The sequence below is a fragment of the Mesorhizobium sp. M0037 genome (assembly GCF_040323635.1).
Lineage (GTDB): Bacteria > Pseudomonadota > Alphaproteobacteria > Rhizobiales > Rhizobiaceae > Mesorhizobium.
Genome location: NZ_JAMYVB010000010.1, coordinates 200,435 through 216,228 on the forward strand (window position 1 = coordinate 200,435; position 15,794 = coordinate 216,228).

Consider the following 15,794-nt stretch of genomic DNA (forward strand, 5'->3'; position numbering starts at 1 on the left):
GACCGACTGTCAGACGGTCTTGCATTCGGCCGGCGCAGACTCGCCGGGTGTCTCGCGTTCCGCCTTCGTGTCTAGCAGGGCCAGTTCTTCTCCTAACGCTGAGATCAGGGACGAGACGCGACCGCGCACACGGGGCGGAAGTTTCACTAGCCCTTCAATCAGGCGCCGACCCTCCGCGCTGGCAATAAAATCCAGGCGCTCATCGACCGGGAGGGGCCGCGCCTCGACGCGGGCCTCATCGTTTCCCGGCAGCCCTTCGAAGAAGCGGCCGACAGGAACGCCGAGCGAGCTGGCGATCTCGTAGAGCATCGACGCGCTCACGCGATTCCGCGCGTTCTCGTATTTCTGGAGCTGCTGGAAACTGATGCCTATCGATCGGGCAAGCTGGGCTTGCGATACGTCCGATTGGACCCGAACCGTCGCAATCTGCCTGCCGACATGCTGATCGGCGGGATGAGGATCACTGTCGATCTTTGGCTTCTGCCCTGTCCGAAGGAGGACGAAGCGCTGCGGTTTCAACAAGGCTTTTCGATGCTCCATTAGCCAGCCGACAGAGAGTCTGTCGGTACGTTATCTGAAAGCCGAATCGCCATTTCGTATACCTTATAGGGTGTAAAAGAACCCTATCGGTAGCAAAGAAAATCTGCCTGCCAATTGTGGACCCATGGTCAGTCCACGACAGATTCGAGCCGCACGAGCTTTGCTGGGTTGGTCTCAGCAGGAACTCGCTGACAAGGCTATTGTTTCGCTTAACGCGCTGGTCCGGTTGGAAAACGGCAAGGTGGATTCCCGGATTAGCACTTTGCAGGCCATTGAAGCGGCCCTGACAAAAGCGGGGGTCGAATTCTTGTCTGTAGGGCAGAGAGGTGAAGGTGTCCGGCTCTTAAATCCTCGGGCTTGATAGTGAGTTTGGCGGTCTGGTTTCTGTTCAGGTCCTGCTGCTGAAGGCACACCCATCCAGTCTGTTCATGAGCCTGCCGACATCCGCACCGCGCGCTACTGCAGGACTAATTGATCGGCTCGCGCCCGGATCGCTGTAAGCAAATGCGCTTAGGCTGAGTCTCGCAGCTGCATTTGTCGTTCCCACAATTGCTCTCCTGCGGGTGACGAGAGACAAAGTCATGGTATTGTCGGAATCAGCCACGATCCGAACTCCACACAGCTTGGGTTGTGGCTAGGCCGAACGACGTGTTGTTGCACGACGTTCGGTCACGAAGAGTGAACCACATTACGTACATACCGTACATTACGGACACCGCTATTGTCAAACGTTCCTGATCCTGTCGACAACAAAACTGAACGCTTCGAGTTGCGGCTCTCGACCGACCTACTTGCTCGCGTAGACGAATGGCGTCGCACTCAGCCAGATCTTCCCACCAGATCGGAAGCGTTCCGGCGATTGGTGGAGGCTGGTCTAGCTTTGAAATAGGTTGCGGCCTGGTAGAAATCATCTCGCGTGCGCTTGGCGAGCAGAATATAACTCGCCTGGCCATTTTGCTAAGCTAGTACCCGTTGAACCGGGTGCGGTGGCCAAACGGCACCTGCGACGAGTGAAACTACCGAAAACGGGAGTCATGACCGAACCAGGTCGCGATATTTCGTCGTCCAGTCGCTTCGCCGGCCGCTGTCCTGGCCCTCTCGCGTACTGGCGCCTGGCACCCAGCCGCATGCATTGCTCGGCCATGCTGGTGAAAAGGCACCCTTGCTTCTCCACCCATGGCCCGAAATGGCCGCGCGGCAATGCCGCCTTGTTGCGCAGCGGCCAGCGCCCGATCGCTATCTTCTGATCGATGGACAGGTGGCCGCGTTCTGGGCATAGGCCTCGAAAGCGCCCCGGGGATTAAAGCGGTGCCGACACTGTTCCGAAAACTTCCGAAACGTCTAGTATGCCCACATGCAGTGGACTCGCATCGCTTTTGGTCCGTTCGTACTCGATCCCGACATCGGGACGCTCCTTAAAGAGCAGATTCCGATCGCTGTTGGGCATCGTGGGCTGACGCTGCTTGCTGCGCTTACGGCACGGCCGGCGAGATTCTGACCAAGGCCGAGCTGATGGACGCTGCCTGGCCGGGCACCGCCGTTGAGGAAGGCAATCTCACCGCCCAAATCGCGACACTAAGAAAGGCACTCGTTCCGGCTGACAACGGCGGCGAGTGGATCGCCACGGTGCCTCGCGTCGGCTACCGCTTCACCGGGACTGTCGAGCCGGTGGCGAGCGCATCCCGCAGAGCGATACCGCCGTCAGGCAAGCCGTCGATTGCGGTGCTGCCGTTTGCCAATTTGAGCGGCGATCAGGACCAGCAGTATCTCAGCGACGGCATAACCGAGGACATAATTACGGAGCTGGCCAGGTTCCGCTCCCTCCTTGTCATCGCGCGCAATTCATCTTTTCAGTTTCGCTATCCGGCATTGGACATTGCCGAAGTCCATCGCAAACTCGGAGTTCGCTACCTCGTCGAAGGCAGCATACGAAGGCTCGGTGATCGCATTCGGATCACCACACAGTTGATTGACGCTACCACCGGTACCCACCTGTGGGCCCCAACGGTACGACAGGGCCCTCGACGACATCTTCGCATTGCAAGACGAGGTTGCGGCTCTCATCGCCTCGATGGTCGAAGGCCAGGCGGACGCCGATTCGACGAGCAGGACCAGACGCAAGCCTCCGGCCGATTGGGATGCATACGAGTGCTACCTGCAGGGGCGCGCACAGTTCTACCGGTATGAACTGGACATGGCCGAGCCCCTATTCGTCCGGTGTGTCGAGCTCGATGCGACGTTCGCTCAAGGCCACGCCTTCCTCGCGCAGGCGCTCGTCGACAGATTTTGGTACGACAACGATCCGCGGACGCTACAGAACGCCTGGGACTCGGCACGAACGGCGCTCGCTCTCGACAGGAGCGATGGCGTCTGTCACCAGAGCATGGGCCTGGTGCTTACGCACATGCGCCAGCACAGCGACGCGGGAGTGCATTTCGAGCAAGCGCGCTCATTAAACCCGTTGGACGTGAACATAGCGGGGCACTACGCAAGCTGGCTTAACTACGGCGGCCGGGCCGAGAGCGCGCTGAACGTGCTTGAATCTGCGCTGCTGCGCGACCCGTTACCTCCAATATGGTTCTGGGAGGTGAAGGGCAGCTCCCTCTTCCTGCTAAGAAGGTACTCGGAGGCCGTCGGTTCGTATCAGAAGGCCGGCGACCAATTCTTCATTCATGCCTTTCTCGCAGCGGCGTACGCTCATTTGGGCGAGACGCAGAAGGCGCGTGCTGAAGTTCAGGAAGCACTGATGAGGAAACACGACCTGACTATCCGGCTGATTTCACGTCTCCCGTTCGCCGACCAAGTCGACCTCGAGCTTTTCACGTCAGGCTTCAGAAAGGCCGGATTTCCCGCGTGAACGCACCTTCGGGAGCGCGCCGGTCAGGCCCGACAGCCGAATGCACCCCAACAGGTCATCGAACCCCCTTAACCGAGATCGAAGTCGAGGGCGTCGGCACGCATCGGCTTCCGGGCTAGCATTCCGCGCGTCTCGTCTTCTGGACTCTTCGTTGAAACAGTCGCATCCTCTCTGCGGGGAAGAGGGCGTGGACAAATACCGATACGACAATCGATCTGATCGCTGGCGAAAGCGAACCGGTGCCAAGCATAGCCGTGCGCACCGATGGGCGAATGTGCCGCGGCGCCTGATTTTGGTGACTGCGGTAGCGGCTGGCGCTCTGGTCGCGCAAACCGCCATCCAGCACAGCGAAAGTTTGCCAGAGATCAATGCATCGAATTGGTTCGGCTCGAAGCCGGCGCCGATCGCCGGTGTCGCGTCTGTGATCGACGGCGACACGATCGAGATCCACGGACAGCGCATCCGCTTCAACGGCATCGATGCGCCCGAGAGTAAGCAATATTGCGAAGACGCTAAGGGCTTCGAATACGCCTGCGGGCGCCATGCTGCCCAAGCCTTGGACGAGTTCCTGGCTGCATCGCGTCCGTTGCATTGCAGCTTTGTTAACCGAGACCGGTACGGCCGGCTTGTTGGGGATTGCGATCGCGCCGACGGTCGCAACGTCCAGAGCTGGCTTGTCGAGCGGGGCTTGGCACTAGATTGGCCGCGCTACAGCCACGGAGCCCACGCAAGACAGCAGGCGAAGGCCCAGGCGGCGAAGGTCGGTCTGTGGGCTGGAGCGTTTCAGGCGCCATGGGATTGGCGCGCAGAGCATGCGAACGGCACCACCAGGCCGTCAGCAAAACAACCAGTCGGCATCATGCGTAATGGGCAGGTGGCGCAGAGCTATTTTTGTCAGCCACGGCGAACCTGTCCCCAGATCAGCTCATGCAACGAGGCGAACTGGTATTTGGCCAACTGCTCTTGGGGCGGCAAGCTCGACCGCGACAAGGACGGCATTCCTTGCGAGAGCCTTTGCTAGGTCCGCAGTGAGAGGGGACATGGCATGATCGTCGTCGACTTTGCCCTTTTTGCCTCCACAGCGCACACCAAGGGGAACTCTGTGGTCGCCCAGAGCCTTCCGCAAGGCTACTGGCGAAGGCAATCAATCGGTCACCGCCGCCAAGATACGCGGCGTCTGGCGCCGCAGCGACGAGTATAGGAGAATTCCGACCTTGGCCCGCTCAGCGTGCCTGAACTCCTGCGCAACTGAGGCAGAGCGATGTGCGGACGTTACACCAAATATCTGTCGTGGTCGGAAATCCACCGGCTCTACCGCCTGACTGCGCCGGCGGAGACGGGCCGCAACGACGAGCCCCGGTACAACATCGCGCCGACTCAGGATGTCCCATTCGTCACTGCCGGTGAGGATGGCAACCACAGGCTCCGTGAAGGGCGCTGGTGGCTGGTCCCTTTCTGGGCAAAGGAAATGCCCAAGGCGGCTATGTTCAATGCGAGGATTGAGGGCATCGATACAGCGCCCGCCTTCCGCGACGCCTACAAGTCCAAGCGCTGCCTGATCCCTGCCGATGGCTTCTAAGAGTGGACGATATCGCCAGCCGACGGCAAGAAAGACCCTTGGCACATCTACCAGCCAGGCCACGCGCCTTTCTCGTTCGCCGGGCTTTGGGCTTACAATTCCAATTTCGACATAACCAGCTGCACCATCATCACCGAGCCTGCCGCAGAACCGATGAAGCAAGCATGATCGGCAGCCTCTCATTCTCGACCCGGCCTACTATGACGCCTGGCTGGACCCGGCGACGCCCAAGGACAGCCTCAAGGACATTCTCAGCCACGACATCGACGGTCAGCTGCAGTTCAACCGCGTTGGACGTGAGGTGAACACGAGCGCCGTCAACAAGTTGCCCAACGACCATCCCGGCCTGGTCGGGCCGATCAACCCGTTATGAGCGACGAACCGAGCCGGCTTGCCGAAGGGATGACAGCGATTCCGCGCGGCCGAGAGCCGATCGAAAATCGCTTTGCGAGCATTCTGGCTGCGGCAGCTCGGCGGGTTTGGCTTTTCGAGGCCTGGACAGAAGTCACATTGGTTCTGTTGTTTGCATCCCGGCGACGGCGATCGGTTTCTATAGGAGTTGACGTCCGACCATCTAGCGCCCCTGTTCGAGGCATGGCATCGAGAAGCTGTGAAACTCTTCAAAATGCCCCGGAAAGGTCCGGGCGAGATACCGCACCACTCTGGAATTATCCATCAACCGGTCGAAAAAGCGGTTGGCTGCGACAAGCTCCAGGCCCACCTGGCCATGACGTTCCGCGGCGCTGAGAACCGCAAGGCTTACCGCGCCGACATCGAGCACCATCGCGCCGCGCTGGTCTTCCGCCTGTGTGGTGATCGTTGAGAGATTAAAACCCTCGACCAGCAGGGCTTGCGGTGTCAGAGCGACGAGTAGTCTCGCGTAGGTGATCCTGACCCGGTCCATCGCCACCATCAGCCGGGCAATCTCCAATTGCCTGGCTGGCAGCACCTTCTGGAGCAACCCGAAGATTTTTGTTTTCACCGGCGCGTCCCGAAGCAGCTCGAGGACATCAGGGCAAATTCCGTTAACGGCTTTCCGGTTCTCGCCTGTCTCGGAAGCGGGTTTTCCGGGAGAGCAGAACATTTGCGGCTCGCGGGTCGCGCCACGCAACCTATGTGCCAGTAGGCTTGGCATTGTCCTGAAGCCCTCGGACACCAGCGTGGCGCAGAATTGCTTGTCGCGCATCATCAGGTGGAGCGCCGCTACTATCCGGTCTAGGCTCTGTTCAGACTTTGCCGCTTGCGTGACGAAATCGCGCATGCGTTTGCATTCCGTATCGTAGGTCGCCAAAAATTCGTGTGAACGAAGCCTCTTCTTGGACCCTAATGCGCCAGCAACAATATTGCTCGCATGTCTGTCGCCACCCTTTTCCAACGCACGGTAGGCGGCGTCCTTGGCTAAGCGCTTGACTACCAAGCCACGCCTCCGACAGGCTCTCGCTCTGCCAACCTGATAATGGGGTCGAGCGTGGGAAAAATATAGCTGTCCAGCGGTATCCCATTGATGGCATGCAGTTCCGATTTACCCGCGATCTCGTGGGCAGGCGCAATCAAATAGTCCCGAATGGTGAGGTCGCCGGGATTCATACGGATCAGGACGAAAATGTCGGGTAGTGGCCGTTTATCGGCCTTGGAAAACCAGCGTGGATAGCCGAAGCCGGAAACCCTGCATCGTCCCATTGTAATCGCCACCGTGATCTCCTCGTTTATCCGCAGGAGGTCCATCGCCATGTCATGGGCAGCAACCCCGCCCTGCTTATCAATCGCGCCCACAAGATCCCGGATAATCTCCTGCCTCATTGATTCCAGGTGCCGGTTCACGCCGATGAAGCGGTAGTTTTTGGATGGCTCGTATCCGATCAGTTCATAGGCTTTGACAATGGTTCCAAAACGCCACTGGTAGCGTTGGGCCGGCGGGCACCTGGGATCCGCGTCGATCATGGCCAACGACAAGGCGCCACGGCGAGCCAGAAGTGCCCTAAGAGCAGCCAGCATCTCGTCGTTGGTCATGTGGCGATAGATGGTCTTGAGCACGATCTGCGCCCGGTCGAACAGTTTGCGGTCGACGATCGGCTGCAGGACGTTTTCCACCCGCACCCACTGTTCCGGGGGATTTCGGACTTGATGGCTTCTCAGCCGGGCCGAATGCTTGTTCCAGACGCTGTTGCCAATGTAGTTTTCGTTGGTCAGCACCGAGTGGAGGGATTCCCGCGTCCATGGTCGCCGCAAATCGCTGAGCACGCCGCGCTTGTTGAGCAGTCTTGCCATCTCCAGCTCTGTCTTGCGTGTTCTGACAAAGTGACTGAAGATCCACTTCACTGTCGCAACCTCGTCAGGCGGGCCGAGCACCAGAACTATTCGATCCGTCTGCTGGCTCTTGTATTCGTGGGATGAAAGGATGCCTTTTGAACGGCCGTGTTGATCGACAAGCAGGCGCCGCAGGCCAAAGGCGGCCTTCCCGCCCTGCCGGAAGCCCAGCCGGATCAACCTAGCCTGGCCGATGAAGACTTTTTGCGAGAGCATTCTGCTCTGCTCGGCAGCCATGCTCCGTTTGATTGCTTTGAGGACGTCTGACCCGATGCTGCCGTCGTTTGCGAATTGCTCGGCACAAAATTCGATACGGACGCCGGCCATCTGGCATCGGTATTCGTAGGCTGCGCTTTCATCAATGTTCTGAAAACGCCCCCAACGGCTTACATCATAGACCACAACCGTCTCAAAATCGGCTCGCCCACTTTCGACATCGGCCAACAGCTTCTGAAGACCGGGGCGCCCTCCAAGGTTTAAACCGCTGCGACCGAGGTCCTCGTAAGTGGCGACAATGTCGTAAGCCATGATATCGGCATAGTCGCGAATGGCATCCGCTTGGTTGTCGATCGAGTAGGTCTGGTGTTCCGTCGACATGCGCACGTACTGCGCGGCGCGAACTCTAGGCACAGTCTGGTTCCCGCCATCTAACTTTGGCACTTTCCCCACACTCTCGACTGTTGCCCAGGCAATGTCTGCCTGGGGCATGCCCAACCTACTAGGCAGCTTCCTACGGTCCCATTAGGAATACCTCGACAGTTTGTGTCGAATGGCTCGATAGTCTGATCGAGCCTCGAAGCCGCTCCTTGGGGGAACCGACCCGTGCGTCACTATATCGGACTGATCCACAAGCAAGCGGACAGCGACTTCGGCGTATCCTTTCCCGATTTTCCGGGCGTGGTCACCGCCGGCACCAGCCTGGACGACGCCCGCGCCATGGCCGAAGAGGCCCTGGCCTTCCATCTCGAAGGCCTTGTCGAGGATGGCGAAGGCATTCCCGAGCCATCATCCCTGGAAGATGTCGTGTCGAACAATGACAATTTCAGCCGGGTCGCCGTCCTGGTAGCGCTCAAAGCCGAGACCACAAAGGTGGTGCGCGTCAACGTCACCATTCCCGAAGCTGTCCTCGACCAGATAGATCGATATGCGGAACGCCATGGCTATAGCCGGTCCGGATTCCTGACCGCCGCCGCGAAAAAGGCGATACGCGACGAGCCAGCCTAGCTGCTCCTCAACGGATTCAAACCGAGGCGCTACCGACCTGTTCGCGAAAGCCGTTTCCGCTTTGGCAACCATTGTCTTCAAGGCCCGAGAAACCACGTCTCATTTCGTGAGCGGGCGTGCCGCCGTTTGGCCGCAATGCGCCAGCAACTGGCAACCATTCGCCCCGATCCGCGTTTGGGGCTCCAAAGGAGTTCCAAGATGATCATCAGACAAACCATTGCCGCCGTGCTCATGACTGCAGCACTTGCAGGCTGCGCGACCCAGACCGAACAGCAGCAGAGGGCAACCACAGGCGCACTCATTGGCGGCGGTGTCGGCGCCCTCGCCGGCCAGGCACTGGGCGGCAACACCGAAAGCACGGTCGTGGGTGCCGCCGGCGGCGCCTTGCTCGGCGCCGTCATCGGCCAGTCGACCACGCCGCAGCGCCGCGGCGAACAGCTTTGCCGTTACCAGGACCGCCGCGGCCGGATCTACACGGCGCCTTGCGATGATCGCTATTACAACAACGACTATTGATCCAGCCTCCCTGGAAGTGCGGCTCTCTGACGTTTGCTGCCGCTCTTCCAGGGACCCGGGATCCGTTCGGCGTTTCACAATATGAGAACGCCCGCTCAGTCCATTACACCCTCTGGCTGATGAGCTTGCGCTTGGTGCTTGCAAGGATCCCATTTCGCGGAGGCGACGTGAAGCGCTGGTTTCATGGCGCCAACAATGACATCGCATTGCCGCAGCTGAAAGTGCCGACAGCGACCATCGGCTGCGGCTGAAGAGCGGGGGTGACGGTCACGGTGCCAAGCATCAAGGCGCCAAGCGCGCCTTGGCCAAGCCGAATGGCTTGCGCTGCATGCATAAAATGTGGGATAATTTGTTTGGTGGAGATTCTCGCTCACACCATCCAAAGGCCTCCTTCGGAGGCCCTTTTCATGTCATGTTGCTTGGCAACTGAGTGCCACAACGAATGGGTGGCAGTCCTCGCCTAGGCGAAGGGGCACTGCCGCCCAGGTCCTTAGACAGCTTTCACGTCGTAAGCTTGGAGAACAATCCCGATGCTCAAAAGCATTGCGGGCTGGCTCGATGCTGCAACTGCAATTGCCATTGTTCGGCTCCTGATTGACCTCATGAACCTGTACCGCTCCGCTGCCGCCAAGAAGGCGCCGGACGGCAGGCGCGCGAGATCAAAGCCGATACGCAAGCGCCGTCCGCGTCGCCGCTGAACCGCGTCTTCCCAACCAACTCAAACTGTGACGGCGATGGTTTGACCCACCAGCGACCCGTGCACTCATCATATGGCGTCGACCGTATCCAGCTCGCGTGCCCTGCTCGGTGATGCGGTCGGCGCCGACGGGGTGATGATGCGGGTACGTCGCAAAGGCAGCCAGCCGGTGCGCCGCGCGCCTAAACTAGTCGATTCGGTCATTAGTGGCGTGTGTTGCAAGTCAAGCGCTGTGAAGCACAGCATCCAGATCGGACCTGCTGCCGTGTCGAGTGGAATAGGCGCGAGTGATTTCCGCACCAAAAAGAAAAATTTCCGCCGAGTAGTAAGCCCACAGCAGGATGACGAGCAGCCCACCGGCGGCCCCATATGAGGCCGCGACCGCGCTGGAGCCTATATACCAACCGATAAGCGATTTCCCGAGCGTGAACAGGGCAGCAGTCACAACAGCGCCAATCCAGACATCCCGCCATTCCAGGGTTCGATCAGGCAAGATCTTGAAGATGGCAGCGAAAATAGCTGCGAGGAGGACAAAAGAAACGACCGCGTTGATAACGGCCAGGACAATTGTCCCGAACGGCAACTGTGCGTTGATGAGGTTGCCTAGGGCCGAAATCGCCGTGCTCGCGACTAGAGAGACGAGCAACATGAAGCCAAGTGCGGTGACCAGTCCCAGACTTACCGCACGTGCGCGCACCAGGCGAGACAACGAACTGCCCTGCGCTTCGACCTTCCATATCATGTTCAAAGACAACCATGGCCGTTTTCGGATCCGTGCCAGCCGCGAGACAAGCAGCACTGCGCTGATCGCCGACGGCTACCAGCACGGATGGCTGTACCAGTCTGGCGGTTGTGCTGGGCGCCATCGGCGTCTCGTTAGGTTTTCCGCTTGCCGATCCGATCGCGCGAGGTCAGCGAGGGTCGAGCCCAGTCGAGATTTAGGCCTGCCACGGCCATTTTGCGCGTTCCTTCCGCACCTGGGCAGGTCTCAGACCCAAGTCTGCCAGCTGATGTTCTTCGAGTTCGGCCAGCTGTTCCCGTTGGCGGTGTATTTCGATCCAGCGCGCCACCGAGCCCATCGAGCGCAACAAGTTGTCCATGACACGGTGGGCATTTGCCTGTGGCGGTGAACGCCTCGGCGTCTCAATCACTAAGGGGTCCAACATTTCTCATCCTTCCGCAGTCCGATGGTTGACGTGTGGTGCGGAAATGCTCCAATCTGTCCAGGGACGCAAAGCATGGTTTCTCGTGCTGGACCCAATTTTTCTCATGACATGGTGCGAAGTTGGCCCGCCGACTGCCATCACTCAACGCTCTCAAAGCCTTCGAGGCGGCGGCGCGCCACGAAAGCTTCACCAGGGCCGCGGACGAACTTTCCGTGACGCAGGGCGCGGTGAGCCATCAGGTGAAGGCCCTCGAACTCGAATTGGGCGTTAGGCTGTTCGATCGCGAGCGTCAAAAGCTGAAAATTACACGGGCCGGCCTCTCTTATCTGGAGGTGGTTCGCGATGCCTTTGACCGCATTGCTCTCGGCACGGAACGCATCCAACATCTATCTCGAGCGGGAGCGCTGACGGTCAGCACATCGCCCGACTTTGCCGCCAAGTGGTTGGTAAACCGGCTTGGCAGGTTTTCCGAAACGCACCTCGATATCGACCTTAGGATTTCCGCAACCATGCATCATGTCGATTTTGCCAGAGAGGACGTCGATCTTGCCGTGCGGCATGGAGATGGCAATTGGGCGGGGCATGATGTTGTTCGCCTGTGCTCCGAGCAACTGTTCGCAGTCTGCTGTCCAAAACTTCACCAACGGATCCGCGAGCCGTCCGATGTGCTGAAATTTCCGTTGCTGCATCTCGATGACCGAAAGGATTGGTCAAAATGGCTCGAGGCCGCTGGCGTGGTCGATGCCGAACTCTCATACGGACCGGTGTTGAACCGCGCAAGCATGGTCATAGACGCCGCTGTCGACGGCCAGGGTGTCGCACTTGCCCGCACCACGCTCGCGGCTTGGGACCTGATCAACGGGCGCCTCGTAAGACCATTTGCCACAGCTCTGCGATTATCTAAGAGCTATTGGATAGTCTGCCCCAAGGCCACGTCGATGCTCCCCAAAATCATGACATTCCGCGACTGGCTGTTGGCCGAGGCCGCCGATGACGTACGTCACCTTAACACGCTAGCTCAATAGGCCCAGCGCCTCCGAACGCGACCTCCAGTGCGTCGTCGCTAACGTCCACGTTTAGGCACTGGCGCAGCTAATTTGGACAACCGAGATTGGCGCATTCCCGCCAGACAGCTTTTGGTGCCGCAAGCTGTCGCGATCAACAGGGATCAGCCGCGGTAAGCTCGGCAGAGCACATATCCTGGGCATCTCCTCGCTCGCTGCCGGCCACAGTCATCCTGAGACAGCCGTTCGACAGAAGGGACGACGACCGTTTTCGCGCGGCTTCGACTGGATCTCTGCTTCCGACATCCGCAAACCATACGCGGATCGCTTCAGAATGGACCGGGTTATTGGGGTATGCTGCATCTGCCAATGAAGGCGCTGCGGCTGCGGAGAGCGGTTGTGTGCGTCAAGCCCGGGTCGCCGGTGAAAGAGATAGGCGTCCCGGGCGATCGGTCGCGATTACGCCCGCCTCGTAGCGCAAGATCTCGTCGGGCAGTTGAGGGCTGACCTGGCGGGGGTTCGGCACGCTTTGGGAACCAACCGCATTGGCTTGTAAGATTTTATTGACAAGGTCCCATGTACGAATATTTTCGATATTTTCAAATGCGACACATCTGTTAGTATAAGTTTTGCTAATGTAAGTATTGCTCTTAGATCTGCCTATTTTTTGCGGAGGTGAGAATGTCTTGATGGTCAAATTTCCGGCGATTGGCTGTCGAAGGATCAGAAAAATGGACTTTATATTACTGTGGTACATTCAAATTTGTAGCCCAATCCTCAGCTTTATGCGGCTGCGCTGCCGCCCCGCGATTAACCACTCCCGAATGAACACGGTTAACGATTCGCTAATTTAGTTGACTATGTTTTGCACAGGTATATTTTCGATACGTTGGGATGTGCAATTTGGGCGAGCAATGGGCGATGGTGGCATCAGGCGCGTGACCGCGGTTTCGGGGCGTATCGGATGCTGAACGGCAGCTAATAGCCGCGTAGCACCGCCCAGCAACTCAAAAAGCAATCGACAGACATCAGGAGTGGACGATTCCGCGGGAGCGGAAGGTTTGTGACGTTCTCAGGAACGTCGCCCGGCAACGCTATGGCCGGCAGTAGTGTGCGCAGTGCGTAAGGGCGAAGGGGTGGAGTATGGGTAGAACTGTCAATGTTCTGAAACTCGGGGCCGGGAACACCCGAAGGGGCGCGAATTCCAATCGGGGTCGCGCGCTGGTTGCCGGTGGGGCAGGATTCCTGGGTTCGCATCTGTGCGAGCGTCTTTTGCGGGATGGTTACGACGTTGTCGTGTTGGACAATTTCCACACCGGCAAAAGATACAATCTCAACGCCCTCGTGCGCGATCCGCGATTTACGTGCATCGAGCACGACATTGTCGACCCACTGCCCTTGGATCTCCAGGTCGATGAAATCTACAATCTCGCCTGTCCGGCGTCCCCGCCGCATTACCAGGCAAATCCGATCCATACGTTCAAGACAAGCGTGCTTGGTTCGCTGAACCTGCTCGAACTCGCGCGGCGGAACAATGCGAAGATATTTCAAGCTTCGACGTCCGAAGTCTACGGCGACCCCCTGGTACATCCGCAGCCGGAAGGCTACTTCGGCAACGTCAACCCGCACGGTCCGCGATCCTGCTATGATGAGGGCAAGCGTTCGGCCGAGACGCTGTTCTTCGATTATTCGAGAACGTATAGCCTCGATGTCCGCGTCGCACGGATCTTCAACACCTATGGCCGCCGCATGCAACCAGACGATGGCCGCGTCGTGTCGAACTTCATCGTCCAGGCTTTGCGCGGTGACGACCTGACCGTCTACGGCAGCGGCCGGCAGACCCGTTCATTCTGCTACGCGGACGACCTCATCGAAGGTTTTATCCAGTTGATGAACGCCCCGAGCGCACCGCAGCACCCGGTCAATCTCGGCAACCCTGCCGAATTCACCATTCTGGAACTGGCGACACAGGTGCTCGAATACACCAACTCACGTTCGAAGATCGTGCATCGGCCGCTGCCGGTCGACGATCCCAAGCAGCGTCGGCCGGACATCTCATTTGCCCGGGAAAATCTTGGCTGGGAGCCAAAGATCAGCCTGAGCCAGGGGCTCGCGCACACCACGGCGTATTTTGACGCCCTTCTCTACCCGAACCGGCGCGTCAAAGAAGCTGCGATGTAATGAGCCGCCCGGCAATCCTGGTGACGGGTGGGGCCGGTTACATCGGCAGCCACACCTGCAAGCTGTTGTCAGCTGCCGGCTACCTGCCCGTCGTTTTTGACAATCTGAGCCGTGGCAATGAGAGATCCGTTGCCTGGGGGCCGCTTGTTGTCGGCGATATCCGGGACCGGGAGGCGCTACAGCAGGCGATCAGCACCTACCAGCCGCAAGCGATCATCCACTTTGCTGCGCTGGCTTATGTGGGCGAGTCTGTTCACGAGCCCGCAGAGTATTATTCGACCAATGTGTCGGGTACCATCGCGGTGCTTGATGCGGCACGCTCGAGTTCTATCGAAAACATTATCTTTTCAAGCAGCTGCGCGACATACGGCGTGCCCGAAACACTGCCCATTCGAGAGACCTCGGCGCAAAATCCAATCAGCCCCTATGGGCGAACCAAGCTGATGGGCGAGCAGATCATCAGCGACTACGCCAGCGCCTACGGAATGAAATATGCGATCCTGCGTTATTTCAATGCCTGCGGCGCCGATCCCGACGGCGAGCTCGGTGAGTGGCACTCGCCTGAAACGCACCTGATCCCGCGCGTGCTCATGGCCGCATCAGGCACGATCGACGAGATCGAGGTTTTCGGCACAGACTACGACACGGCGGATGGCACCTGTGTGCGCGACTACATCCATGTCAGCGATCTCGCCCGCGCGCATCTGAGGGCTCTCATGCATCTGGAGGCGGGTGGCGAAAACCTGTCCGTCAATCTCGGCACCGGACGCGGGGTATCGATCAAGGAGATTCTCCAGGCGGTGACCCGGATAACGTCAAAATCGGTTCCGGCCGTCTTCAGGTCCGGGCGCCCGGGAGACCCGGCGGAGCTCTATGCCGACCCGATCAAAGCGCGCGAACACCTGGGCTTCGTGCCGGAACTTTCCGACATCGATACCATCGTCAGGACAGCCGCCCCGTTCTTCGGACTGGAGGCCACCGCGTTCACAATTCCGATGCCGACGGCGAGGCGCCGCCGGTCAACTGCGCCAGGAATACCAAATGCATCCGAAGACATCACCAGCTCTCAAAGCTGGTAGTCGTCCCTGTTTGTCGCTTATCGGGGACGTGGCTCATTGAGGTGGGTGACAGCTTCGCAGCGAGCCTCAACTTTTGGAATCGATCGAGGTACGGATCTTGTCGAACTGCGCGCCCTTTGTATCGCCTTCCTCGAATTTTCGTTGCTCGTCGGAAGGGTCTCCCGGAGAGTGCCGGAAACTGTACCAGACACCGTCCGGATCCTTGCGCTGTTCGAGGGTCCCACTCCGGAAGCGGTGGCTGAAACACGTGCGGATCGGCGCTGCGGCGTAGGTCTTGGACCGCCAGACGAGATCCATGCACATCTTGCCATCGTTGCTCAGATGCCATCTGCCTTCGCCGACAGAAGCCGTGTCTTGCTCGGACGTCCAGGCCCGGACCGGTCGATCCTTCTGTCCGAAATAGGCCGCTCCGTTATCCCATATCCACGTGCGGTCAGCATAAACAAGCTGAAGTTCGAAAGCCGTCGGAACAGCAACGGCATCTGCAGGGACGCTGTCTTTGGGACCAGCTGCGTGCGCGGCTCCGCAAAGCGCCATCTGGCACCAAATGGCCAGGACGGGCGCAAGCGAGATGGCAAGTCGATGGCGCCTCGCCCAGCTCGCTGACTCAAATGGCAATCCGGTCCTGTTCGTCATGCTGAGCG

General features: G+C 59.1%; 17 protein-coding genes and 2 pseudogenes. 13 read left to right on the plus strand and 6 right to left on the minus strand.

Going from position 1 to position 15,794, the window contains the following annotated elements; translation table 11 throughout:
- Positions 1-9: 9 nt before the first annotated feature.
- The gene (locus tag NKJ78_RS17355) at positions 10-522 is read right to left on the minus strand and encodes a helix-turn-helix domain-containing protein (protein WP_352458984.1); all 513 of its coding nucleotides are present in this window, start codon (positions 520-522) and stop codon (positions 10-12) included.
- Between the two features lie 142 nt (positions 523-664).
- Here NKJ78_RS17355 and NKJ78_RS17360 point away from each other — a divergent pair, with 142 nt between their 5' ends.
- The 6 genes and pseudogenes from NKJ78_RS17360 (at position 665) to NKJ78_RS17385 (ending at position 5,349) form a co-directional block, all read left to right on the plus strand.
- Entirely contained in the window at positions 665-901 is a 237-nt protein-coding gene (locus NKJ78_RS17360) for a helix-turn-helix domain-containing protein (RefSeq protein WP_023694075.1), read from the plus strand.
- Between the two features lie 1,151 nt (positions 902-2,052).
- Positions 2,053-2,727, plus strand: coding sequence for a hypothetical protein (locus NKJ78_RS17365; protein WP_352458983.1), 675 nt, complete (start codon positions 2,053-2,055; stop codon positions 2,725-2,727).
- Between the two features lie 7 nt (positions 2,728-2,734).
- The gene (locus NKJ78_RS17370) at positions 2,735-3,397 is read left to right on the plus strand and encodes a tetratricopeptide repeat protein (protein ID WP_352458982.1); all 663 of its coding nucleotides are present in this window, start codon (positions 2,735-2,737) and stop codon (positions 3,395-3,397) included.
- A 187-nt stretch (positions 3,398-3,584) separates the two neighbouring features.
- Positions 3,585-4,418 carry a thermonuclease family protein gene (locus tag NKJ78_RS17375; RefSeq protein WP_352458981.1) on the plus strand — a complete coding sequence of 278 codons (834 nt, stop codon included), beginning with the start codon at positions 3,585-3,587 and terminating at the stop codon, positions 4,416-4,418.
- Between the two features lie 240 nt (positions 4,419-4,658).
- A pseudogene (locus NKJ78_RS17380) lies at positions 4,659-5,144 on the plus strand (SOS response-associated peptidase).
- A gap of 43 nt (positions 5,145-5,187) precedes the next feature.
- On the plus strand, positions 5,188-5,349 hold the full coding sequence (locus NKJ78_RS17385; RefSeq protein WP_352562515.1) for an SOS response-associated peptidase family protein: 162 nt from the start codon (positions 5,188-5,190) through the stop codon (positions 5,347-5,349).
- A gap of 201 nt (positions 5,350-5,550) precedes the next feature.
- Here the strand turns inward: NKJ78_RS17385 and NKJ78_RS17390 are convergent, their stop codons facing one another.
- Positions 5,551-6,393, minus strand: a complete 843-nt coding sequence (locus NKJ78_RS17390; RefSeq protein ID WP_352458980.1) for a plasmid partitioning protein RepB C-terminal domain-containing protein — start codon at positions 6,391-6,393, stop codon at positions 5,551-5,553.
- Positions 6,387-7,991, minus strand: a complete 1,605-nt coding sequence (locus NKJ78_RS17395) for a recombinase family protein (RefSeq protein ID WP_502901611.1) — start codon at positions 7,989-7,991, stop codon at positions 6,387-6,389. Before NKJ78_RS17395 ends, NKJ78_RS17390 begins: the two co-directional genes overlap by 7 nt.
- A 114-nt stretch (positions 7,992-8,105) precedes the next feature.
- Between NKJ78_RS17395 and NKJ78_RS17400 the strand changes: the two genes are divergently transcribed.
- The 3 genes from NKJ78_RS17400 to NKJ78_RS17410 all read left to right on the plus strand — a co-directional run bounded on the left by NKJ78_RS17400 (position 8,106) and on the right by NKJ78_RS17410 (position 9,721).
- A complete protein-coding gene (locus tag NKJ78_RS17400; RefSeq protein ID WP_352458979.1) occupies positions 8,106-8,507 on the plus strand; it encodes a type II toxin-antitoxin system HicB family antitoxin in 402 nt (133 codons plus the stop codon).
- 198 nt (positions 8,508-8,705) lie between these two features.
- Entirely contained in the window at positions 8,706-9,023 is a 318-nt protein-coding gene (locus tag NKJ78_RS17405; RefSeq protein ID WP_023690487.1) for a YMGG-like glycine zipper-containing protein, read from the plus strand.
- A gap of 530 nt (positions 9,024-9,553) precedes the next feature.
- On the plus strand, positions 9,554-9,721 hold the full coding sequence (locus NKJ78_RS17410) for a hypothetical protein (protein WP_352458978.1): 168 nt from the start codon (positions 9,554-9,556) through the stop codon (positions 9,719-9,721).
- 222 nt (positions 9,722-9,943) lie between these two features.
- On the opposite strand, the gene NKJ78_RS17415 is transcribed toward NKJ78_RS17410, so the two are convergent.
- On the minus strand, positions 9,944-10,462 hold the full coding sequence (locus NKJ78_RS17415; protein WP_352458977.1) for a YihY/virulence factor BrkB family protein: 519 nt from the start codon (positions 10,460-10,462) through the stop codon (positions 9,944-9,946).
- A 22-nt stretch (positions 10,463-10,484) separates the two neighbouring features.
- On the opposite strand from NKJ78_RS17415, the pseudogene NKJ78_RS17420 reads away from it, so the two are divergent.
- A pseudogene (locus NKJ78_RS17420) lies at positions 10,485-10,623 on the plus strand (cation diffusion facilitator family transporter); the annotation flags it as partial.
- Between the two features lie 35 nt (positions 10,624-10,658).
- Here the strand turns inward: NKJ78_RS17420 and NKJ78_RS17425 are convergent.
- Complete coding sequence (locus tag NKJ78_RS17425) at positions 10,659-10,886, minus strand: DUF1127 domain-containing protein (RefSeq protein WP_352562513.1); 228 nt, start codon at positions 10,884-10,886, stop codon at positions 10,659-10,661.
- Between the two features lie 119 nt (positions 10,887-11,005).
- On the opposite strand from NKJ78_RS17425, the gene NKJ78_RS17430 reads away from it, so the two are divergent.
- The 3 genes from NKJ78_RS17430 to galE all read left to right on the plus strand — a co-directional run bounded on the left by NKJ78_RS17430 (position 11,006) and on the right by galE (position 15,150).
- Complete coding sequence (locus NKJ78_RS17430) at positions 11,006-11,911, plus strand: transcriptional regulator GcvA (protein WP_352458976.1); 906 nt, start codon at positions 11,006-11,008, stop codon at positions 11,909-11,911.
- 1,122 nt (positions 11,912-13,033) lie between these two features.
- The gene (locus NKJ78_RS17435) at positions 13,034-14,071 is read left to right on the plus strand and encodes a UDP-glucuronic acid decarboxylase family protein (RefSeq protein ID WP_027049395.1); all 1,038 of its coding nucleotides are present in this window, start codon (positions 13,034-13,036) and stop codon (positions 14,069-14,071) included.
- Positions 14,071-15,150: a UDP-glucose 4-epimerase GalE gene (gene galE / locus NKJ78_RS17440; RefSeq protein WP_352458975.1), complete on the plus strand. Its 1,080-nt coding sequence runs from the start codon at positions 14,071-14,073 to the stop codon at positions 15,148-15,150. Before NKJ78_RS17435 ends, galE begins: the two co-directional genes overlap by 1 nt.
- Positions 15,151-15,216: 66 nt before the next feature.
- Here galE and NKJ78_RS17445 read toward each other — a convergent pair whose 3' ends face one another.
- Entirely contained in the window at positions 15,217-15,786 is a 570-nt protein-coding gene (locus tag NKJ78_RS17445; RefSeq protein ID WP_352458974.1) for a DUF995 domain-containing protein, read from the minus strand.
- Positions 15,787-15,794 lie beyond the last annotated feature (8 nt).